Source organism: Bacillus cereus group sp. BfR-BA-01382, from assembly GCF_022663475.1.
GTDB lineage: Bacteria > Bacillota > Bacilli > Bacillales > Bacillaceae_G > Bacillus_A > Bacillus_A thuringiensis_S.
Map to the genome: position 1 here is coordinate 1 of NZ_JAKUFQ010000050.1, position 20,899 is coordinate 20,899.

The following is a 20,899-nucleotide window of genomic DNA, read 5'->3' on the forward strand; positions in this document are numbered from 1 at the left end:
AAAGAAGCTCCAGAATTGTAATTCACGCTTGTATATGTACTGATTCGCACCAACCATCAGTTCTCTGGGACAGTGATATAAGTCGCTACTAGCATTCCTTCAAAGCCGATATATAATTCGTTTAACTAAACTATGTTTTGTATTATAAAACTATATTAAAAAAATTGTCAACAAAAATTTTTTATCCCGTGTTAATGAGCAGTAAAATTCCTACCTCAAAATTCGGTTGGAGCAAAGAAGTGAGATGGGAGATTAACTGCCCGTAACTCCCGATTGGTGAAGGGTAATAATCAGTGGGGATGAACGAAATCTCTACTGATTAAAGTTTCACTTTATTTCACTTCTAAATTAACAGTTAAATTAGAGGTATTGCCAGCTGCATCAGTTGCTACAATGTGAATAGTATTTTTTCCTTCTTGTAATTGAGTACGGTCGAAATAAATGTCATAGCTTTTCTCCCAAGGGTTCAGGAATGCCTGGTCCCATACACCATTTCCGTTAATTTCATATTGCATTCTCACTGGAATACCAGGTGCTATCCAACCAGATTCTGACATCCAATCTAGTAGAATATCATCAACTTTTCCTCTAATTACGAGATTTTCTTGGTCAACTTCGTATGTTAACTTAGGTGCAGTTCGATCAAGAAATACAGCAGCTGTTTGTTTTGTTTCTCCGCCAGAATTAGAAGCAACTGCTTCGATTTGATATAGCCCGTCAGCTAAAGGAGTGCCATCTGCTTTTGTACCATTCCATTTGAAAGGTTTGTATCCAGGAGTTGCATTTTTAGCTTGATGGATAATCCCTTGATACGTTACACGTTCTTTCGTAACTAAATTTGCATGCAATGTTACATCATCCACAGGCGCAACTAAATAGTAGTTGATGAGATTATCATCTAGTACGTGGTCGCCATTTGGGCTAAAAGTAGAATTAATAATTTCAAGTCCATCGATACGTTTATAATCTTTAGGCTCGATACTAAATGTGAATGGAATTCGAATTTCTTCTTTTGCCCCTTGTTCTTTTACATATACATTTCCAGTATACACACCTTGTGGTAGTGAGCTATCTACAGTGATAGTAAATGGTTTTTCGGTACTACTATTCGGTTGAATGCTAATCGATGAAGGGACAGAAGCTTTTACTTTTGTGTTTGTGTTTGCATCTAGTAACTCCACACGAGTTGAAAAACTTTTCTTTTTACTAGAAAGGTTTTGTAATGTAACATTTTGCGTCAGTTTTACTTTTCCGCTATTTGGCTTAATAAGACCAAAACTGACATTGTTAGGTTTTACTAATATATTTGTTTGAGCTGCTTTCGGAATGTTAATTAAACCAGATCCTTGTGCCATAACAGGGTATGTATTTTCATTGACATCATGTAATGTTTTTGCATTGTTAGCAAGTGCCGCTTTCAATTGTTCTGTCGTCCAATCAGGATGCATTTGACGCAAGAGGGCAACCGCTCCAGCTACTTGCGGAGCAGCCATACTTGTTCCGTTATGCGATTCATATCCGCCTCGCGGTACTGTACTAGTAATTTGTACTCCAGGTGCAACAACATCAGGCTTTATTAGCCAACTTCCTTGTGATGGTCCTCTTGAACTAAAGTTACCGATAAGTTCTGTGTGCTTTGGTTGTCCAATTTTTATATTTTTCTTTCGTTTTGTAATTAAAGTTTTTAATTCTTCCCCATTTGTATTTGATAATTGCATTACTGGGACAGCTAGATGTTCACGTGAAAAATATTCCGGCATCATATTAATTTCTTTTTCGCTAGAGATTAATAACACACCAAGTGCACCAGCTTGCTTCGCTTGTTCTGCTTTTACTAATGTACTAGAAGTACCTTGTAAAATAAGTGCGAATTTCCCTTTCACATCTTGTTTTGCATAATCACTTGGATTGCCATAACCAACATATACAAGAGGAGAATCATTGCCTATTGGAAAATCGGATTTTGATAATGGTAACCCTTGATATGTTTTGCTGGAACCAGTTACTTGGAATGTTGGAAACGGGATAGAAACCGTAGATGCTCCAACAGAAATGACACTACTTGCGTTACCGGGAGCATCAACAGACCAAGGTTTTGGTCCGTCATTTCCATTTGAAACGACAGCAGTAACACCAAGTTTCGCTGCTCGTTCTAACGTTAATGTTACAGGCTGATCAGGTACATTTAAATCCTGCCCAAGGGAGAGGTTTAACACATCCGCACCATCTTGAATTGCTCGCTCAATTCCTTGGATAATATCATCTGTTGTACCAGTTCCACCGTCATTCATTACACGATAGGCTAGAATAGAAACGTTTGGAGCAACGCCTTTAATTTTTCCATTACCTGCAATAATTCCAGCTACATGAGTACCATGTACGTTACCATCCATTGGATCGTTATCTTCATCAACCGTGTCATATCCACCGATATAATTTGCCTTTAAGTCAGGGTGTGTATAGTCTACGCCAGAATCGATAATGGCTACTTTCATGCCTTTTCCATCAAGCGGTTTGCCAGATGGATCTTTTAAATTCCACGCTTCAGGTGCACCAATTGTCAGTCCACCGATATTTGGTGCTTCTTCGTTAGTAGCAATTTTTGATGTTTCATGCAATTTATATGTTAAGTTCGGATAGACTGCTTTTACTTCAGGTAAAGAGGCAAGAGAGGTAATTTGATCTCCAGGAACTGAAATAGAGAATCCAGAAAATAACGTATTATACACTTCTTTAATTTTTGCACCAGGTGCTTTTTCTTTTATTTTCTTAGTCGTATCTTCTTGTGCTTTTTTTAGCTCAGCATGATAAGACTGCGCATTACTATTTTGTAAATCTGGAGCATGCTGAATATTAGTTTGAGCAGCGAGAGGTGCATGTTGTAATTCTACAATTACTGATATTTCTTTTGTTGTTTTCGTTTCAACATTTTGAGCGATTTTATGTTCTCCCCACTGTTCAATCGTTGTTTTTAATTGTGGACTAAATTGCTTCTCCTTTTGTAGTGATTCAGCATGAGCGCTTAAAGCTCCAAAACTAGAAAAGACAAGCGCCATGCTTAATAGTGTAGATGTAGTTTTTTTCATTGATACTCCCCCTAATAAAAGTGCTAATATTCAGAAATAAAATCTTACATTTAATTTGGAAATTATAAATATAAATGTTGGCTAAACTATACTTTCGACATAATTCATACCAATCCTCTATGGATTGAAAATTTCTTGGGAAATTTTTTCTGATTATGTCGAATCGATATTTTTCACATATTGTAGGGAGAAAGTGAGGAATGCTATGAGGGAAATGGAGTGATGGTATGAAAAGGCTAATGGTAAGTGGTAGTGTAGTGTTGTTTATGTTTTTATGTTCTATCACTATTACTAGTGCAGAAAATAATAGTGTGAAAGTTGCTTTTATTCGTCATCATAACCTTTGGATTAAAGTTGATGGGAAAGAAATACAGATTACAAAAGGAGAGTACATAACAGGGCCGAAGTGGTCATATGACGGGGAGTGGCTAGCATATGTAAAAGGGAAGAAACAAAGTATTCTTGAGTTATATCGGCTGAAAGATGGAAAAAAAGTTACGCCGTTTCACTCAGAAGCATCGAATTATCAATGGTCACCAACAGAAAATATAATTGCATTTATATTTACAGGTACATTAAATACATTTGATGTAGAAAAAAAGAATGCAGATTTTGAAAATGTATCGGCTGGTGTAGGGGATTATGCATGGTACCCCGATGGAAAGAACTTTCTTGTATCCTCTGAAGCGAACTTACTTCCAACAGGATGGACAGGGGCTCAGCTATATGAAGTGCAAAAAGATGCACATATGAATCCTCACAAAATGAAGCATTTGTATGCATTGCCAAATGAACATGATGATTTTCTAGCGCTAGTAGCAAGTGGCTTTAAGTGGTCACCAGATCAAAAGTGGATTTCATTTTTAGCAGTACCGACAGCTTCATGGTCAGCTGATAGTAATACGCTTTGCTTAGTTCGAGCAGATGGAAGTCGGTTTGAAAAAGTAGATCAAATGTTATTAAACGAACAATGGTTTCAATGGTCACCATCAAAAAATATATTAGCTTATATTGAAGGGAGCGGAAGAGTGGCATTAGAAAATAAACATTTAAAAGTAAAGGAATTGCCAGCACTTCAGCAGAACATATTTACGCCGAAAGGATATGTTGATTGGGATTTTGTATGGAAGAACGATAGAGTAATTATCGTTTCACGAGCAAAAGAGGCAGGAATAGAAACTCCACCAGAAAAAAGGCCACTACCATCTTTATATGAGGTCGATAGTACAAGTAATGCACAGCATCAAATCACAAAGAAAACGAACAAGCAAGGGGATTACCACCCGATCTTCATGAAGAAGAGTAATCAATTAATTTGGATACGTTCAGACCGTAAGAAAGCGGATGTATGGCTTGCTCATAAAGATGGGAAACAGGAAAAGAAGTGGATTGAAAATATAGATGTACCAGCGTGGTATTATGAGAAATGGAATTGGGGAAATGTTATCTCGGTGAAATAACAATAAAAAAACTGCCTAAAAAATCATTTTAGGCAGTTTTTTATTGTTATTTATGTGTTTTATTTGGCTTTTTTTTCGCTGGGTTTCCGTTCCCTTGTCGCTTTCTATTTTGTTCATCTTTTGCTTGTTTTTCATGTAGTGTATCTAAAAATTCATTCGAGTTACTCATGTTTATATCTCTCCTTTCATTTTGTCATGATTACTATAACCATTTAGGAGGATAATCATGAGTTAGAAATTAGGCACTTAATTTTCTTCGATAATGTAAGTAAAATATTCCATACATAACAAATAGCATGAGTAAAACTTGTATCTCTACATTTTCTTTTAAAAAAGCTGCGATAGGGTCTGGTAAGTACGGTGATTTATCGTTTGTGCTTAAACCTAACCATTTATTTAAGAGGCTAATGGTACAAAACATAAAAACACCGGACCAGCTTGCCGTAATTGCTTTTTGTTTAATTTTTGTTTCACGTTCATCATCTGCAATCCAAGGATTAGCAGTTTTATCACTACTAAAGAAGCCGTTTATATATCCCCATACAATCATTCCAATAAAGACAATTATCCATTTCATATATGTAATTCTCCTTTCAGTGTAAAAAGTGTTTTACATATTGGTTTTCATACAGCAGGAATAAAGAATGCAATAGGGAAGAAATATGTGTGAGGATTTTATAGTAAGAGGAGGCTGAATATGAAACTTGTTTTTGTTCGGCATGGTGAAGGTGAACATACAACGGATTTACCAGAAAGTTTACAAGTGTTTGACCCACCATTGACGAGAGTAGGAAAGGCTCAAGCTAAGTTACTTCAACGTGATGTATCATTACAAGAAGCGGATATATTAATTGTTAGTCCTACACTTAGAACTTTACAAACGGCGACAATATGGAGTGCGAAAGTAGCTTGTCAAAAAATAGTCCATCCATATGTATCTCCACGTATTTTTCCTTATCGAGAAGGAGCGAAAACATTACCGTGCGATTATATAGTAGATCAGGGAATGATAACAAAGTTATTTCCGCATTTTTCGATAGAGAAAAGCTCAAATAATCAGTTATGGAAGGAAGGTATAAACACTATTTCAGAGAATAGTTTTCAGCAAATAGTAGATGAATTTCTTCTTTGGTGTTATGGACTGGGTGCTGAAAGAATTTGCATTGTATCTCACGATGGAACAATTACAGCATATAGACAATATTTACAGAAAGTTGTTTTAACTAGATCAGATTTTTTGAAAGAAACAGGTATATATGAAATGGATTTATCCCATAAAAGTCTGATTGATAAGGGCTGATTATAGGATGGGGTTGTATGTTGAATATTGCATTAGTAATTGGTTTTAATTCGGATTTAGAGGCGCAATCAATCCGAGCATCTCTTGAATATTTTGGTGCAGCAGAAATTTATAAATATGCAAAATTGCATAATACACATATTGTAAATAGCGGGTGCACGTTAGGGTACCAAAATCTTTTTTACATAGTGGTGCGAAATCATATATTGGATCGATTAATTATGTAGATGGAAATGCAGCACTTATGTTTACTATACGCTTATTTTATGGGGTTATTAACCATGGGAAAACGTTAGAAGAAGCGTTTCAAGAATCGAGTTTAATTGATGAGGAGACACATACATTTCGATTCTATAATTAGTGTGAAACACGTTTATTCTATATTCGAATAAACGTGTTTCACATTTAACTCACAATTTTTTTACATTTTTTTCAATGAAAATGATTATCACCTGTGGTATGATATGTTCAAGTTTTTACAGGTAATAAAAGTTACTATATAAACGTTAGTTTTTAATGTTTCATACATATGTCATGAATTATTCATAATTAACGTTTGAAAAATAAGTAACTAATGTTATTATATTAAATGTAACTAACTTAATTACAACTTTAGGAGGAAGATATGGTTATTCAATTTTTAAGAGAAAACAAAGCAGTTTCTTTTGCATTAGCAGTAATTCGAGTATATCTTGGTTACACATGGTTAATGGCTGGAATCGGTAAACTACAAGGAAAAGGATTCGATGCAACAGGTTATTTGCAAGGCGCAATTGAAAAATCTAAAGGCGCACAACCGGCTGTTCAATCTTGGTGGGCATCATTCTTACAAGAGTTTGCAATTCCAAATGTAGATTTGTTTAATACGCTTGTAACATGGGGAGAAATTTTAGTCGGAATTGGTTTAATTGTAGGCTGTTTAACAAAAACAGCGGTCTTTTTTGGTCTTGTAATGAACTTTTCCTATATGTTTAGTGGGTCAATTGGTGTGAATCCTGAGATGGTTATCTTATCTATGTTTGTTCTTGTTGCCGGTATGAACGCTGGGAAATTTGGAATGGATGGCTTCGTTATCCCGAAAGTATTAGGATCAAAAACTCAAAAACGCCAAAAGCAAGCTGCTTAATATATGAAAATGGGTATCTCACAATGAGATACCCGTTTATGTTATTTTTCAATTTTGATCGGATTGTTCTTAAAGAAGTCTTGTACATACCCGACAAATTCTTGTGGTTCTTGGCGAAATGGTGCATGATAACCTTTTTCAATAATATGTAAAGTGCTATTTTTTAAGAATTGATGATACGTTTCTCCTTCTTTCCAAGAAACGCTACTATCATTTCTGCCCCATATAATTAAAGTTGGCTGTTTCATTTCATTCGCATTAATTTTAAGACGTCTAGGCCATAGTTTCATTTTGTTATAATGTTCTTCATCATTACGTTTGAATTTCACTTTGCTCTCAACATAATCTGTAATAGAAAAAACGGCATTTAAATCAGTCGACAATTGTGGTTTTGGTGAGCCTTGTTTATTAACGAATGTATGAGGGCCACCTGTAGCATCAGTTAAAATAAGGTGAGTAACTGCTTCAGGATATAAATATGTTAAATTTAGAGAAATTTCTCCCCCCATGGAATGCCCCAGTATTGCGAATGAATCATATCCTAGTTTTTTCATTAATTTATAATACAAATTTGCATGAGTTGGAAAAGAATAATAAAAATCCATTGGCTTAGATGAGCGCCCGAATCCCAAAGCATCTACAGAAATAATTGTATGATCTTTTGCTAAATCGGAGTAGATCTTTTGAAAACCATCTGATGACCCTCCAAAGCCATGAATCATAAGTAAAGGTGGTTTTTCATTACCAATCTTTTTAAAGTAAATGGTTTGACCATCTATTTCTACCATTTTTTCCTCGGTAGCTAGTTTCGCTGTAATTGTATTTTTAACTTGCTTTACTTGTTCTACTGGCTTTTCTGCTGCACTACATCCTACTAATAGTGTAAGAGTAAGACAACCTACCATAAAATAGCTAAATCGCTTCAATTAGGTGTCTCCTTTCTAACATAACGCTGTATCTATCATAGCAAATAGCATATTACGATTTCCAGGAAGTTGGCTACCATTTTTTATCATAAGAGGTGAAAGGAGCGTTTCTTGGAAATTTTCTGTTTGAAGAAATTGACGAAATGTAAATTGTGAGTGTGGGACATCAATTCGTACTATACCATTCCAACATTCACATATCTTTTTTAATAATTGAATAGAATCTTCTTCTTGCTTGGCGATAAGTGGATTGATACATAATATATTGCCCTTTCGTATGCATAATGAAAAAGCTTCTATACAGTTATTTCTTTCAATTTTAAAAGAGTGTACGGCCCTTGGTAATAGCAAAGAGTAAAGTAGAGAACGATTCATACCAGTTGCAATTTGATCGAGAGAAGTAAGAGATATAAGGTCTTCTTCTTGTACTTGTTGTAAGTGAGAAGGGTACGTCTTAATAGTTTGCTTTTCAAAACGATGAATCGTTGTTGCTGTTTGAAATCCGCATGATGTGTATAGAGGTTCGCCAGCTTTTGTCGCAATAAGTGCAATGGGTTGTTTTGGATGAATTTGTTCCAAGCAATGATTTAGCAACATGCGCCCGATTCCGCGTCCTTGAAAATTAGGGTGAACGATTAACATACCAATGGAAGTGAAGTTACTTGTAAAGGGAAATACTCCTCCAGTCGCAATGAGTTTGTTTTCATGAATGTAACCTACAAGTGTGCCGATAGAAAGATACATTTCGAATTGTTTTTTCATAAAAATTTCATCGTGTAACCATCCAACAGATTTGCAAAGATTAAGTAATTCAAAAATAAAAGATTCATTTAGCTTTACTATTTTCATAAAGGCTCACCGCATTTCTATTTATTTTCATAAACATAGAGTCAAAATGTAAAAAAAGAGATTTACGTTAAATGAAATCCAACTTGTTTATATTTAAATTGTAAAGGGCAGGATAGTTGATACGAAAAGACAAAGTTATACAAATTATAACTGATATTTACATAAGTTAACAAAAAATTTACATACAGCTAATTTTCTCTTAATAGTCTTCCATTAAATTTGATAGTGGGAAATGAATAACCTAATTAGGGGGACAAGACAGTGAAAAAGTTTGTGAAAAAAGCATGGCCATTTGCAGTTGTGGCATCATTAGCAGTTACTTCGGTAGCAACATGGAATTTTACTCGTTCTAGTGAGGTTAATGCAGATGAGAACGGAAGCAATGCAAAGATTAAAAATGTTATCGTATTAATTGGGGATGGTATGGGCCCTTCATATATGACGGCTCACCGGTATATGAAAGATAATCCAAAAACTTTTGAAATGGAATCTACAGAATTTGATAAGCATCTTGTAGGAACACAAAAAACATACCCAGAAGATGAACATGAAAATATTACAGACTCTGCATCAGCAGCAACAGCTATGTCAGCAGGGATTAAAACATATAATGCTGCAATTGCAGTTGATAATGATAAAGCGGAAGTGAAAACGGTTCTTGAGCAAGCGAAAGAAAAAGGGAAATCAACGGGACTTGTTGCAACTTCTGAAATTACACATGCAACACCAGCTGCTTTCGGTGCGCATGACATTAGCCGTAAAAATATGGACGCAATTGCAAATGATTATTTTGATGAGAAAATTAAAGGGAAGCATAAAGTAGATGTTATGCTTGGCGGCGGCGTAAAGAACTTTGTTAGAAAAGATCGTAATCTTACAGAAGAGTTTAAGAAATCTGGTTATAGCTATGTAATGGATCGAGATCAATTGTTAAATGATAAAAATGATCAAATTCTTGGTTTATTTGCACCAGGTGGATTAGATAAAATGATTGACCGTAATGATAAAACACCTTCATTAGAAGAAATGACTAATGCAGCAATTGAGCGTTTGAACAAAAATAAAAATGGTTTCTTCTTAATGGTGGAAGGAAGTCAAATCGACTGGGCTGGACATGATAATGATATCGTTGGTGCAATGAGTGAAATGGAAGACTTCGAAAAAGCTTTCAAAGCAGCGATTGAGTTTGCGAAAAAAGATAAAAATACGTTAGTTGTTGCAACGGCAGACCACGCTACAGGTGGATTATCTTTAGGTGCCAATGGCGAGTATAACTTTAAAGTAGATCCAATTAAAGCTGCAAAACGCACACCAGACTTTATGGCAAATGAGATTGCAAAAGGTGCAAATGTAGAAGAAACATTAAAAAAATATATTGATTTACAATTAACTCCAGAAGAAATTCAAGCTGTAAATGATATAGCTCCGTCAAAAGATGTAACAAAGATTGATAATGCAATTGAAGATATTTTCAATAAACGCTCGGTTACAGGCTGGACAACAGGCGGGCATACAGGGGAAGATGTAAACGTGTATGCATTTGGTCCAGGTAAATACTTATTCTCTGGCGTTCAAGAGAATACAAATATAGCGAAACGTGTCTTTGATATTGTTGGCGGCGGCGATCCGAATAAAGGAAGACGATAATTAAGAGCGAAAGTGAGGCGAACTGCCTCACTTTTCTTTTTAGGAGTTGGGAATATGAAAAAATTATTTAGGGAATTAAGATTCCTTCTAGTATTTGTAGTATTACTAGTTGGATGTCAACAAGAAGAGAATAACGTAGAACAAAAATCTATTATTAAAAAAACTGAGGAAAAGGTACAAATAACAAAAGAAGAAGAGAGATCTATTCAAGATGTTATGAATACATTTGTGCGAACGACGAATGAAAAAAATCTTGCAGAACATATGGAGTTATTTTCAAAGAAGATGCCTAGTGCTGAAGACTTAAAAACACAAAAAGAAGCCGCATTTCAAAAGGGAAATAAGAAAATTGAATTGGAACATATAGATATGAAAGCTAGTAAAGTAGGGTATGTTATTGTTGAAACGAAAGAAAAGGAAGTAGATGACAGTATCACTCTTCAAAAGAAAGTACAGTATGCTCTTGGAAAAGAAGATGATAAATGGAAGATTGAAGAGGTTCGAACAATAGAGAAAAAATAACGTGAAACTTTCATAAGTGTGGGGGTCGTACTTCCCAAACTGGTAGAAAAAAGGTTCTCATTGGCGAGAACCTTTTTTTATAGTGGTAGCATAATTTGATTTGAGCATGCCTCAATATCATCAATATCTTGACGAATTGTGGCCATTTTATTATCAAGATCTTCAGCTTTCATTGCTGCATCATGTAGTTCATCTTTTAAATACTCCGGTATTTTCCCTTCATATTTATAATAAAGTTTGTGTTCTAAACTTGCCCAAAAGTCCATTGCCAGTGTACGTAACTGAATTTCTGCAAATACATCTTTTGTACCAGAATTTAGTGATAAAGGATATTTAATAATCATGTGTAAACTTTTATATCCGTTTCGTTTTGGGTTAGCGATATAATCTTTTACTTCAATGACTTCCATATCTTCGCGTTTTTGAATGACTTCTTTCAAATGATAAATATCTTCTACGAAGCAACATGTAATACGAATACCAATAATATCTTGTAAATGTGTTTGAGCGTTTTCAACTGTTGGTAATAAGCTTTTGCGTTCTAGCTTTTTAATAATACTTTCAGGTTGTTTTAGTCTTGTTTTTATATGTTCAAACGGGTTGTAATCCTCTAGGAATTGAGCTTCCCGGTTCATAATTTCAAATTTAGTTTTTAACTCTTCTAAAGCAAATGTATATGGTAATACAAAAGCTTTCCAGTAGTTAACTGTTGATTGATTATATTCCATTTATATACACACCTTTTCCTATTTACAAGTGAGGTTGTTATTATACTAAATACCAAATCATATAAGCACAAGCAGCAAATGATGAGATCATAAAGCGATATTTAGTTTTCATACTTTCAACTCCTTTCGAGTAAGATTCTATATAAATAAACGTGATTGTTAATAAGTTCACTATGTACAATTTCTATAGTAATAGATTCGTGTGAATTTCGTATGAACTAATTGTTTCAGCTTTTTGTCTTTTTTGCTGTTAATCATAATTATTATTCGGATTTAAAGTGTTTTCATTTGATTTATCCATTTGTATAAATTAATGTATATTTAAATTTATAGTTATTAAGGAGGATATATGGTGAACTTTGAAGAATTAGCAATTGCTAGACGTTCTGCAATGAAATTTATACAAGGTATAGAAATCCCTGATGAGGATTTTAAAAAAATATTTGAGTTAACTAAGCTTTCTCCATCTTGCTATAATTTGCAGCACACACATTATGTTGTAATTCGTGATCAAGAGCGAAAAGAAAGATTAAAAGAATTAGCGTTCGGTCAATATAAAGTATCGAGTGCATCAGCGGTAGTGCTCGTTTGTGGTGATAAAAGAGCATACCAAAATGTTGAAAATATTTACTTCGGTATGAAAGTTTTAAAAATGATTGATGAATGCGAATATGAAGATACCATTAGGCAAACGAAAGGTTTATATGAAGGAAAAGGAGAGCGTTTCATGGAGGATGAAGCGATTAGAAATGCTTCGTTAAGTGCGATGACTTTTATGTACGCAGCTAAATATTATGGCTATGATACATGTCCAATGATTGGTTTCGATGAAAAAGCAGTACAAAGTGAATTAAATATGCCAGAGCATGTAATACCTGTTTTAATGATTACGATAGGGAAAAGTGATACGACTAAAGTTCGTCCAAGAGGATATCGAAAGCCAATTAGTGAGTTTGTTACATACGAATCGTTTTAATAAAATTTATTTAACTATAAAAACAAGGGGATTCTAAATAGAATCTTCTTGTTTTTGCAATTGACAAATAGAATGAAGTTTTATAATATATAAATCGTAATCATTACGTTTTAGTTTGCAATCTTTGAAAGAAAGGAGAATTACCTATGCGTGTAAATATTACATTAGCTTGTACGGAGTGCGGTGATCGTAATTATATTTCTAAAAAAAATAAACGAAACAATCCAGAACGTATCGAATTAAAAAAATATTGTCCACGATTAAAGCGAGTAACGTTACATCGTGAGACGAAGTAGAAGACTAGAGATATCTCTAGTCTTTTTTTGTTAATAAGTTTTGGTTTTCTTTGTTATAATTACCTTAAATTGTAACGAAGGAGAGGGTATGGTGAATCAAAAAGATAAAGAAAGAAAAGAGCACGTAGCTCATATTATTGAAATTCCAGATGAATATAGGCTTGTTGTAGATGATCAAGAAGGGGTTGATGACCCGTATCATCTATTATGGTGGGGACATAAAGATGATGAGGAGAAACAGATACAAATTACATTAAATAGACATAATGGTAATTTAATTGAATTTAGGATAGATGATGGAAATTCTTTTTCGAGTGATAAGGGAGCGATAGAGGAGAATAAAGCAAGAGAGGTTGCAAATACATTCTTAAAAAAATATACAAAAGAAGGATATGAATTCTATACATATGTAACGGTTAAGGACGACAGGCGCGGTTGGAAAGAAGTAAATTATATGCAAGAAGTGAATAGCTATCCATTGCCGAATACTGGGTGTGTTGTGCAAGTGCACCCTTCAGGTAATGTTGTGCATTTTCATTACAATGGACAAAAAGCCATAGAGAAAAAGCCGTTATGGCCAAGTGAAATTGTTGGGGAGAATATCGTTTTAGAAAATTTGAAAGCTAGACAAGATATGAGACTTGTATTTGTAGATTTAACATACTCTTCATGTGAGTATGAAAACGGGGAAGAAGTAAAAGGGTACCATCTTGTATATGAACCAGAGCCTAGTCATGCGTTTATTGATGCAAGTACAGGTAAAGATTTATATGGGCCAGAACACTATAAATTACCTTCTACAGTACTTGTTGATAAACCGCTAAAGAGTAATCAAAAAAAAGATGTGTTTGATTTATTTGATTGGGACAAGGGGAAGTTTGTCAAAATAGATGAAAAAGTAGATGAGGATGAAGTCCGGATAAAATTTGTATTAAAAGAAGAATTACAAAAAGAAATAGAAGAGAAGGATTCATATTCAATGGATGAGTTTTATAAAAAACATTTTCCAATGTTGAAACATGATGAATTCGTAGTAATTACTCTAGATAAAGAAACAAATCAATTGCTTTCTTTTTTTATGTGGAAGGATGAGAAAAAAAGGAAAACAATCTTATCAAGAGAGCAATGTTTAAGCAAGGCACTTCAATTTTTAGAGCATATTATCCGAGATGCGACAAAGTATGTTCAACTTTGGGATAATTATGAGGAGGAAGAGGGGATAGAGAGGTTTTCCTTTTCAATCTATGTAAATGACATTCATGTAGAGCGGAAATATATTATGATCAACATCAATGCAGAAAATGGTGCTGTGATGCACTACTCTGGAGAGTGTGGCAACTTTATAAAAGAATTACTTACATATGAAACAACACCAAAAGTAACAAAAGAAAAAGCGTTAGAAATATACAGAGAGGCTATCCGAGTTAAATTAGAATGGTTTGTAGATCATGATGCAGAGGAAACGAAATACAAACTACTGTACAAACAAACGACAGATGAAAAACATAAAGAACCTTTTTATTGTAGTCGGGAAATTCGTTATATTGATGCTCAAACTGGGAGAAAGATTTGGAGTAAGTAAAATAAAAAGAGTTATTTTTCAAAGAATATAAAAATAACTCTTTTTATTTTTATAATTTGCCTGTTCGTTTTTCAAAAGTAAATGTGATAGGAAGATCGGAATGAGAACTATCATTTTTAAATGTTACTTTCCATTCTTTAGTATGGGCTTTAATTTCAAAATTAAGAAGATTCATTGCTCTACGTTTATCTATTTCTAAAAACATATTATGAATTTCCGGTTCTTGCTGTAAATTAAGAGCCTTTAGTGTGACTGTAAATGTGAAAAAATTCTGCCCTTCATATACTATCCTTGCTATTTTTGTTTTTGGTGTATTTAACACTACATAAAAACGGTCTGATTGAGTTAATTGTACAGAGTCATCGGTAATTTCATTCTCGCTATTATAAAGTTCAACTAAGAAAGATGTACTACGGGAAGAATCTGTTTTGCTTGTAATATGTAATTCAGTAGGAATCATGGGTATTTCATAAAACTCATTTTTTATTATAGTATTGTAGTCTTCTGAAAATTTACGAACTTCTTTTGGAAAAGAGTCTTCTTCTTGTGTATTTAAAAAGGTTTTATGTTGCTTTGGAAATTTTTTATTAAACTTTAATGTTTCTTTAAAGTAATAATTGGATCCAGTCAAAAATAAACAACTACAAATTAATAAAAAAATTCGATACGGATTTTGAAAGTGAAAGAAAAATAGTATACATGTAATAATTCCAATTACATAGAGAATAAAGATAAGTAGTTCTAGTTTTGAGTGAAAGGAAAAACCATAGTTATGAAAAAATTTCATTCCAGTTATAATTTGAGCTCCAAAAAATAAAGAAATTCCAAATTGAAAAAATAATAAATCAGGCCCTCTTTTAATAACAAAAGTAATGAACGAAATGAAAAGTAAAAATCCCCCTAAATAAATTGTTACATTTAATAATCGATCTAATGTAATCATGAATAGTGTCCCCTTTAATAGCATATTCATATATAAATAACAATTTCTTTTAATTATAATATAACAATAAAATATTTTAAATGTTAGAAGTGTTGAGTTTTATAAATAAACTGTACAGACACAAACAACCTCACGCCTACATACACATAATAAAGACCACTATTTTGGCGGAGGTGAAAGGTTTGAGTCTATTCGCCGCAATTGGATATATGGTTCGAGAAGTGTTTGTCTTTGTTTCTTATGTAAAGAATAATGCGTTCCCGCAGCCGTTATCATCAGATGATGAGAGAAAGTACTTAGAGTTAATGGAGCAAGGTGATGCTCAAGCGAGAAATCTTTTGATTGAACATAATTTACGGCTTGTAGCTCATATCGTTAAAAAATTTGAGAACACAGGAGAAGATGCAGAAGATTTAATTTCAATTGGTACGATCGGGCTCATTAAAGCGATCGAGAGCTATTCTGCAGGAAAGGGAACAAAGCTTGCGACGTATGCAGCACGCTGTATTGAAAATGAAATTTTGATGCATTTACGTGTACTAAAGAAAACGAAAAAAGATGTTTCACTTCATGATCCGATTGGGCAAGATAAAGAGGGCAATGAAATATCGCTTATTGATATATTAAAATCAGAGTCTGAAGATGTAATTGATATGATTCAGCTTAGTATGGAGTTAGAAAAAATTAAAGAGTATATCGATATTTTAGACGAAAGAGAAAAAGAAGTGATTGTGAAACGTTTTGGACTTGGGCTAGATAAGGAGAAAACACAGCGGGAAATCGCTAAGGCGCTTGGTATTTCTAGAAGCTACGTATCAAGGATTGAAAAGCGTGCTTTAATGAAGATGTTCCACGAGTTTGTAAGGGCAGAGAAAGAGAAAAAAGCGAAAGAGTAAAGTGTATTAGAAGCAGCCATATTTTAAAAGGGGCTGCTTTTCTTATTGTAAATAAGAAAAGAAAACGCGTTATGCTAAGAAGAAATACATGTTCACTGTTGAAAATGACGGATTCTATCTGTAATATTAGAAGGTGCTAAATAATTTAAGAATAATACCATACTTAGTTTTCTGTATGTATAATAAGGCTGCTTTATATGATATGTGGGAATAAGAACCAATTTTACATATGATATAGAAAGAAAAGAAGGGAAAACTAAAGTTATAGACTGATTAGGGGGTTTCGCAATTTGCGACGTACATTATATCGACTTATGATAGAACTTACAAATGGTCGCTTTACTTCTTATATATTACGTAAATTTGCACAATCTCGTTTGAGCTCTATCATTATTCCATCGTATGCGAAAGTTTTTCAAATTAATCAAGATGAGATGGAAAAGGGCTTGAAGGAATATAGAACATTGCATGAATTATTTACGCGTAAGCTAAAAGAAGGAAAGCGTAGTATTGATACAGATGCATCGAGTATCGTTAGTCCTGTTGATGGTGTTTTTGCAGATCATGGTCCTATTGAGGATACAAAAACATTTGATATTAAAGGAAAGCGCTATTCAATTGTGGATATGCTAGGTAATGAAGAACGTGCAACGCGATATGCAGGCGGTACATATATGGTAATTTATTTGAGTCCAAGTCACTATCATCGCATTCATAGTCCGCTTTCTGGTTCTGTGACTGAAAGGTTTGTACTCGGTAGAAAATCATATCCGGTAAATGCAGCTGGTATGGAATACGGGAAAGAACCGCTGTCAAAAAATTATCGTTCTGTTACAGAAATAAGCAGTGATGGTGAGCATATGGCTCTTGTAAAAGTAGGTGCCATGTTTGTTAATAGTATCGAGCTTTTGCATGAGAGAGATACTGTTCAAAAAGGTGAAGAAATGGCATACTTTACATTTGGTTCAACAGTTGTGTTATTGTTTGAAAAAGATATGATAGAAGTAGTGCAGGAATTAAAGAGTGGACAAGAGCTTCGTCTTGGTGAAAAAATAGCTACTCGATTAGCTCATAAATAAAGAAAAGCTTTTATAACCGTAAGTAAGAGTTATGGGCAAAGATACTTAATGATGAAATCCCCTAGATGGGAGTACTTGTTTATTCGAGAGCCATCGTAGGATGGCTCTTTTTACAGGGCATCCAATAATTTATCCTGTAACTGTTTGATTGGTACGGGCTAATTAAACCTTTCACTTTATATGTAATCAAGAAGATTTGACAAGCTTGTCCTCTAATGAGCGTCTAATGATTTCTTGTTTTATAAGTAAAATGAAGTCGGGATTTAATTTTAGTTCTTTTGCTTTATAATAAGACTCAGTGAGTAACTCAGTGGATAACTGTTCCATATGTTTTGTTTTCAAGGTGAGTCACCTCCTAATAATATAAGGATTGATTCGTTGATGCATTTAATGTACCAAAAAAATATGACAGTCACAAACGGGTGGTTATCCACATACCTAGGTGGATAAAGTGTGTATAGTTTGTTAGTAAATTCCAAATTAACTGAAAAATTAATGTGGAAAATGTGTACAATTTTATCCACAGGTTATATATCGAAAAATGTTGTCGAAAAATTTTATGAAAAATCCTCAAAGAGGTGAAAGAAATTGAAACTATTTTTACCAAATGAATATGTGAAAAATGTATATCATGTTCAACCAGAAGATTTAAAAAAACGTGGGATTAAAGGTGTTATTACTGATTTAGATAACACTTTAATTGAATGGGATCGTCCAAATGCAACCCCGCAACTTGAAAAATGGTTCTTGAAAATGAAAGAGCACGGCATCCAAGTAACGGTTGTTTCAAATAATAATGAGCAACGTGTAAAAGATTTTGCTGACCCATTAGGCATTCCATTTATTCATAGTGCACGTAAACCATTTGTTCGAGCGTTTAAGCGTGCGATACAAGAGATGCGTTTACAGGCAGAGGAAGTTGTGGTAATTGGAGATCAGTTACTGACTGACGTGCTTGGTGGAAACCGAGTAGGGCTTCATACAATTTTAGTTGTACCGGTAGCACAAACGGACGGATTAGTGACGCGCTTTAATCGAAAAATTGAACGCAGAATTATGAAAAATATGAAGAAAAAAGGTTTAATTAACTGGGAGGAATAAAGTTTGACTGAAACAATTAAATGTATTGGTTGCGGTGTAGAAATTCAAACAGAAAATAAAAACGAAGTGGGGTATGCTCCTACCTCATCTTTAGAGAAAGAACAAGTTATTTGTCAACGTTGTTTTCGCTTGAAGCATTACAATGAAATTCAAGATGTATCGTTAACAGATGATGATTTCCTACGCATTTTAAATGGAATTGGAAAATCAGATGCATTAGTAGTCAAAATTGTAGATATTTTTGATTTTAATGGTAGCTGGTTACCTGGTTTACATCGTTTCGTAGGAAATAATAAAGTATTACTTGTTGGAAATAAAGCTGATTTAATTCCAAAGTCAGTAAAACATGATAAAGTAAAGCATTGGATGCGCTATAGTGCAAAGCAACTAGGATTAAAACCAGAAGATGTCTTTTTAATTAGTGCAGCGAAGGGACAAGGAATTGCTGAACTAGCAGATGCTATTGAGTATTATCGCGGCGGCAAAGATGTTTACGTTGTTGGATGTACGAATGTAGGGAAATCGACATTTATTAATCGTATGATTAAAGAATTTAGTGATGAGACTGAAAATGTAATTACAACATCTCATTTCCCAGGAACAACACTTGATTTAATTGATATTCCATTAGACGAAGAATCTTCTTTATATGATACGCCAGGTATTATTAACCACCACCAAATGGCTCATTATGTTGGAAAGCAAAGCTTAAAGCTTATTACACCAACAAAAGAAATTAAGCCGATGGTATTCCAATTAAACGAAGAACAAACGTTATTCTTTAGTGGATTGGCACGTTTTGATTATGTAAGTGGTGGTCGTCGTGCGTTTACTTGTCACTTCTCGAATCGCTTAACAATTCATCGTACAAAGCTTGAGAAAGCAGATGAATTATATAAAAATCATGCTGGGGATTTACTAAGCCCACCAACGCCAGAAGAATTAGCAAATATGCCTGAGCTAGTGAAATACGAATTTAATATTCGTGAACCTAAAACGGATGTTGTATTCTCTGGATTAGGATGGGTTACTGTGAACGAACCAGGAGCAAAAATTGTTGCACACGTACCAAAAGGAGTAAGTGTTTCACTACGTAAATCTTTAATTTAATATGGAGAGGGATTTATGAAACAATTATATGGTGTAATCGGAAATCCAATTGGACATTCATTATCACCCGTTATGCATAACAATGCATTTGAACACTTGAATATGGATGCCCATTATCATGCGTTTCTTGTTGAAGAGGAAGTGCTAGGGGAAGCAGTAAGAGGTTTAAAAGCATTAGGTATTTCAGGATTTAATGTAACAACTCCGCACAAGGTTGCTATTATGGAGTATTTGGATGAGATTGACCCATTGGCAAGGAAAATCGGTGCAGTAAATACAGTGGTTCATAAGAATGGAAGGTTAATTGGCTACAACACAGATGGGATTGGTTTTGTTCGAGCGTTGCAGTCAATTAGTCATGAACCACTTCAAGGGAAACGTATTTTGTTACTTGGTGCAGGTGGTGCTAGCCGAGCTATTTATTTTTCTCTTGCTGATGTAGGTGTAAAAGAGATTGATGTAGCCAATCGTACAGTAGATAAGGCGAAAGAACTTATTGCTGCACGTACGGCCGATGTTAATTCTGTTGCTTTGTCGTTAGAAAAAGCGACAGAAGAACAAGGGAATTATGATATTATCATTCAGACGACAACAATAGGTATGCATCCACACGTCGAACATACGCCATTACAAATTTGTTCGTTAAAAAAAGGAACGATTGTATCAGATATAATTTATAATCCATTTGAAACGAAAATTTTATGTGAGGCAAAAGAGCAAGGTGCAATCATTCAAAATGGTATTGATATGTTTGTGTATCAAGGAGCACTTGCATTTGAAATGTGGACAGGAAGTGTACCGAATATCGGGAGAATGAAACAATTAGTTATAGAAAAGCTTGGAGGCTAACATATATGTTAACAGGAAAACAAAAAAGATTTTTACGTGCACAAGCACATCATTTAACACCAATTTTTCAAGTAGGAAAAGGCGGAGTAAATGAAAATATGATTAAACAAATCGCAGATACTTTAGAAGCTCGTGAGTTATTTAAAGTAAGTGTATTACAAAACTGTGAATTTGATCGCCGTGAGGTTGCGGAAGAACTTGCAAAAGGTGCACGTGCTGAAATCGTTCAAGTAATTGGAAGCACAATCGTTTTATACAAAGAATCAAGAGAAAATAAACAAATTAAGCTTCCTCGATAAAAAGATTAGCATGCGCTATTTTTATCGCTGATGCGTAATGATGTAGAGAGCGAAACCAATTGAACTTTTATTAATAGCAACTCTCTTCATTTCTAACCAAGGAGAGTTGCTGTATGTAAAAGGA

Annotated in this window: 22 protein-coding genes and 1 pseudogene; 15 read left to right on the forward strand and 8 right to left on the reverse strand. The window is 34.1% G+C overall.

Translation table 11 applies throughout. The features are described 5' to 3' along the window. Positions 1–332 precede the first annotated feature (332 nt). Complete coding sequence (locus MR160_RS19220; RefSeq protein ID WP_242297875.1) at positions 333–3,086, reverse strand: S8 family peptidase; 2,754 nt, start codon at positions 3,084–3,086, stop codon at positions 333–335. Between the two features lie 227 nt (positions 3,087–3,313). Between MR160_RS19220 and MR160_RS19225 the strand changes: the two genes are divergently transcribed. Beyond that, positions 3,314–4,546 (forward strand): eIF2A-related protein, encoded by a 1,233-nt coding sequence (locus MR160_RS19225; RefSeq protein WP_000826291.1) that lies wholly within the window; start codon positions 3,314–3,316, stop codon positions 4,544–4,546. Positions 4,547–4,592: 46 nt separating this feature from the next. Here MR160_RS19225 and MR160_RS19230 read toward each other — a convergent pair whose 3' ends face one another. Then, entirely contained in the window at positions 4,593–4,715 is a 123-nt protein-coding gene (locus tag MR160_RS19230; protein ID WP_000071866.1) for a DUF4023 domain-containing protein, read from the reverse strand. A gap of 69 nt (positions 4,716–4,784) precedes the next feature. Then, a complete protein-coding gene (locus MR160_RS19235; RefSeq protein ID WP_000871144.1) occupies positions 4,785–5,123 on the reverse strand; it encodes a hypothetical protein in 339 nt (112 codons plus the stop codon). 120 nt (positions 5,124–5,243) lie between these two features. On the opposite strand from MR160_RS19235, the gene MR160_RS19240 reads away from it, so the two are divergent. The 3 genes and pseudogenes from MR160_RS19240 (at position 5,244) to MR160_RS19250 (ending at position 6,972) form a co-directional block, all read left to right on the forward strand. Then, the gene (locus tag MR160_RS19240) at positions 5,244–5,846 is read left to right on the forward strand and encodes a histidine phosphatase family protein (RefSeq protein WP_242297877.1); all 603 of its coding nucleotides are present in this window, start codon (positions 5,244–5,246) and stop codon (positions 5,844–5,846) included. A 17-nt stretch (positions 5,847–5,863) separates the two neighbouring features. Then, positions 5,864–6,207: pseudogene (locus MR160_RS19245) on the forward strand (hypothetical protein). A 264-nt stretch (positions 6,208–6,471) separates the two neighbouring features. Next, positions 6,472–6,972, forward strand: coding sequence for a DoxX family protein (locus tag MR160_RS19250; protein WP_000236591.1), 501 nt, complete (start codon positions 6,472–6,474; stop codon positions 6,970–6,972). A 41-nt stretch (positions 6,973–7,013) separates the two neighbouring features. On the opposite strand, the gene MR160_RS19255 is transcribed toward MR160_RS19250, so the two are convergent. Together MR160_RS19255 and MR160_RS19260 are read right to left on the reverse strand one after the other, a co-directional pair. Continuing rightward, positions 7,014–7,898 carry an alpha/beta fold hydrolase gene (locus tag MR160_RS19255; protein ID WP_242297879.1) on the reverse strand — a complete coding sequence of 295 codons (885 nt, stop codon included), beginning with the start codon at positions 7,896–7,898 and terminating at the stop codon, positions 7,014–7,016. Positions 7,899–7,913: 15 nt separating this feature from the next. Next, positions 7,914–8,747 (reverse strand): GNAT family N-acetyltransferase, encoded by an 834-nt coding sequence (locus MR160_RS19260; protein ID WP_000706701.1) that lies wholly within the window; start codon positions 8,745–8,747, stop codon positions 7,914–7,916. A gap of 261 nt (positions 8,748–9,008) precedes the next feature. On the opposite strand from MR160_RS19260, the gene MR160_RS19265 reads away from it, so the two are divergent. Beyond that, on the forward strand, positions 9,009–10,394 hold the full coding sequence (locus tag MR160_RS19265; RefSeq protein WP_242297880.1) for an alkaline phosphatase: 1,386 nt from the start codon (positions 9,009–9,011) through the stop codon (positions 10,392–10,394). 54 nt (positions 10,395–10,448) lie between these two features. Continuing rightward, positions 10,449–10,916 carry a hypothetical protein gene (locus MR160_RS19270; protein WP_000732777.1) on the forward strand — a complete coding sequence of 156 codons (468 nt, stop codon included), beginning with the start codon at positions 10,449–10,451 and terminating at the stop codon, positions 10,914–10,916. A gap of 77 nt (positions 10,917–10,993) precedes the next feature. On the opposite strand, the gene MR160_RS19275 is transcribed toward MR160_RS19270, so the two are convergent. Continuing rightward, positions 10,994–11,644 (reverse strand): GTP pyrophosphokinase, encoded by a 651-nt coding sequence (locus MR160_RS19275; RefSeq protein ID WP_000456230.1) that lies wholly within the window; start codon positions 11,642–11,644, stop codon positions 10,994–10,996. Between the two features lie 349 nt (positions 11,645–11,993). On the opposite strand from MR160_RS19275, the gene MR160_RS19280 reads away from it, so the two are divergent. The 3 genes from MR160_RS19280 to MR160_RS19290 all read left to right on the forward strand — a co-directional run bounded on the left by MR160_RS19280 (position 11,994) and on the right by MR160_RS19290 (position 14,498). Continuing rightward, a complete protein-coding gene (locus MR160_RS19280) occupies positions 11,994–12,620 on the forward strand; it encodes a nitroreductase family protein (protein WP_000245980.1) in 627 nt (208 codons plus the stop codon). Positions 12,621–12,766: 146 nt separating this feature from the next. Then, complete coding sequence (rpmG, locus tag MR160_RS19285) at positions 12,767–12,916, forward strand: 50S ribosomal protein L33 (protein WP_001265617.1); 150 nt, start codon at positions 12,767–12,769, stop codon at positions 12,914–12,916. A gap of 88 nt (positions 12,917–13,004) precedes the next feature. Further along, a complete protein-coding gene (locus MR160_RS19290; RefSeq protein ID WP_000248007.1) occupies positions 13,005–14,498 on the forward strand; it encodes a YcdB/YcdC domain-containing protein in 1,494 nt (497 codons plus the stop codon). 49 nt (positions 14,499–14,547) lie between these two features. Here the strand turns inward: MR160_RS19290 and MR160_RS19295 are convergent, their stop codons facing one another. Then, positions 14,548–15,441 (reverse strand): hypothetical protein, encoded by an 894-nt coding sequence (locus MR160_RS19295; RefSeq protein ID WP_000631115.1) that lies wholly within the window; start codon positions 15,439–15,441, stop codon positions 14,548–14,550. 182 nt (positions 15,442–15,623) lie between these two features. On the opposite strand from MR160_RS19295, the gene sigK reads away from it, so the two are divergent. Continuing rightward, the gene (gene sigK, locus MR160_RS19300) at positions 15,624–16,337 is read left to right on the forward strand and encodes an RNA polymerase sporulation sigma factor SigK (RefSeq protein ID WP_000051382.1); all 714 of its coding nucleotides are present in this window, start codon (positions 15,624–15,626) and stop codon (positions 16,335–16,337) included. Between the two features lie 290 nt (positions 16,338–16,627). Beyond that, positions 16,628–17,416 carry a phosphatidylserine decarboxylase gene (locus MR160_RS19305; protein ID WP_001254999.1) on the forward strand — a complete coding sequence of 263 codons (789 nt, stop codon included), beginning with the start codon at positions 16,628–16,630 and terminating at the stop codon, positions 17,414–17,416. Between the two features lie 186 nt (positions 17,417–17,602). Here MR160_RS19305 and sda read toward each other — a convergent pair whose 3' ends face one another. Beyond that, on the reverse strand, positions 17,603–17,758 hold the full coding sequence (gene sda, locus MR160_RS19310) for a sporulation histidine kinase inhibitor Sda (RefSeq protein WP_000850094.1): 156 nt from the start codon (positions 17,756–17,758) through the stop codon (positions 17,603–17,605). A 246-nt stretch (positions 17,759–18,004) separates the two neighbouring features. On the opposite strand from sda, the gene MR160_RS19315 reads away from it, so the two are divergent. The 4 genes from MR160_RS19315 to yhbY are packed head-to-tail and all read left to right on the forward strand — an operon-like array spanning position 18,005 to position 20,775. Beyond that, positions 18,005–18,517, forward strand: coding sequence for a YqeG family HAD IIIA-type phosphatase (locus tag MR160_RS19315; RefSeq protein ID WP_000765316.1), 513 nt, complete (start codon positions 18,005–18,007; stop codon positions 18,515–18,517). Positions 18,518–18,520: 3 nt separating this feature from the next. After that, positions 18,521–19,627, forward strand: coding sequence for a ribosome biogenesis GTPase YqeH (gene yqeH, locus MR160_RS19320; protein ID WP_000140807.1), 1,107 nt, complete (start codon positions 18,521–18,523; stop codon positions 19,625–19,627). 15 nt (positions 19,628–19,642) lie between these two features. Beyond that, positions 19,643–20,476, forward strand: coding sequence for a shikimate dehydrogenase (gene aroE / locus MR160_RS19325; RefSeq protein ID WP_000812105.1), 834 nt, complete (start codon positions 19,643–19,645; stop codon positions 20,474–20,476). Between the two features lie 5 nt (positions 20,477–20,481). Beyond that, complete coding sequence (gene yhbY, locus MR160_RS19330; protein ID WP_000955224.1) at positions 20,482–20,775, forward strand: ribosome assembly RNA-binding protein YhbY; 294 nt, start codon at positions 20,482–20,484, stop codon at positions 20,773–20,775. Positions 20,776–20,899: the final 124 nt, after the last annotated feature.

Coding starts and splice junctions, on each gene's coding strand:
- MR160_RS19250 (WP_000236591.1), top strand. CDS start 6,472: ATGGTTATTCAATTTTTAAGAGAAAACAAAGCAGTTTCTTTTGCATTA.
- MR160_RS19275 (WP_000456230.1), bottom strand. CDS start 11,644: ATGGAATATAATCAATCAACAGTTAACTACTGGAAAGCTTTTGTATTA.
- MR160_RS19260 (WP_000706701.1), bottom strand. CDS start 8,747: ATGAAAATAGTAAAGCTAAATGAATCTTTTATTTTTGAATTACTTAAT.
- MR160_RS19270 (WP_000732777.1), top strand. CDS start 10,449: ATGAAAAAATTATTTAGGGAATTAAGATTCCTTCTAGTATTTGTAGTA.
- rpmG (WP_001265617.1), top strand. CDS start 12,767: ATGCGTGTAAATATTACATTAGCTTGTACGGAGTGCGGTGATCGTAAT.
- MR160_RS19240 (WP_242297877.1), top strand. CDS start 5,244: ATGAAACTTGTTTTTGTTCGGCATGGTGAAGGTGAACATACAACGGAT.
- MR160_RS19235 (WP_000871144.1), bottom strand. CDS start 5,123: ATGAAATGGATAATTGTCTTTATTGGAATGATTGTATGGGGATATATA.
- MR160_RS19220 (WP_242297875.1), bottom strand. CDS start 3,086: ATGAAAAAAACTACATCTACACTATTAAGCATGGCGCTTGTCTTTTCT.
- aroE (WP_000812105.1), top strand. CDS start 19,643: ATGAAACAATTATATGGTGTAATCGGAAATCCAATTGGACATTCATTA.
- MR160_RS19230 (WP_000071866.1), bottom strand. CDS start 4,715: ATGAGTAACTCGAATGAATTTTTAGATACACTACATGAAAAACAAGCA.
- yhbY (WP_000955224.1), top strand. CDS start 20,482: ATGTTAACAGGAAAACAAAAAAGATTTTTACGTGCACAAGCACATCAT.
- MR160_RS19225 (WP_000826291.1), top strand. CDS start 3,314: ATGAAAAGGCTAATGGTAAGTGGTAGTGTAGTGTTGTTTATGTTTTTA.
- MR160_RS19290 (WP_000248007.1), top strand. CDS start 13,005: ATGGTGAATCAAAAAGATAAAGAAAGAAAAGAGCACGTAGCTCATATT.
- MR160_RS19295 (WP_000631115.1), bottom strand. CDS start 15,441: ATGATTACATTAGATCGATTATTAAATGTAACAATTTATTTAGGGGGA.
- MR160_RS19280 (WP_000245980.1), top strand. CDS start 11,994: ATGGTGAACTTTGAAGAATTAGCAATTGCTAGACGTTCTGCAATGAAA.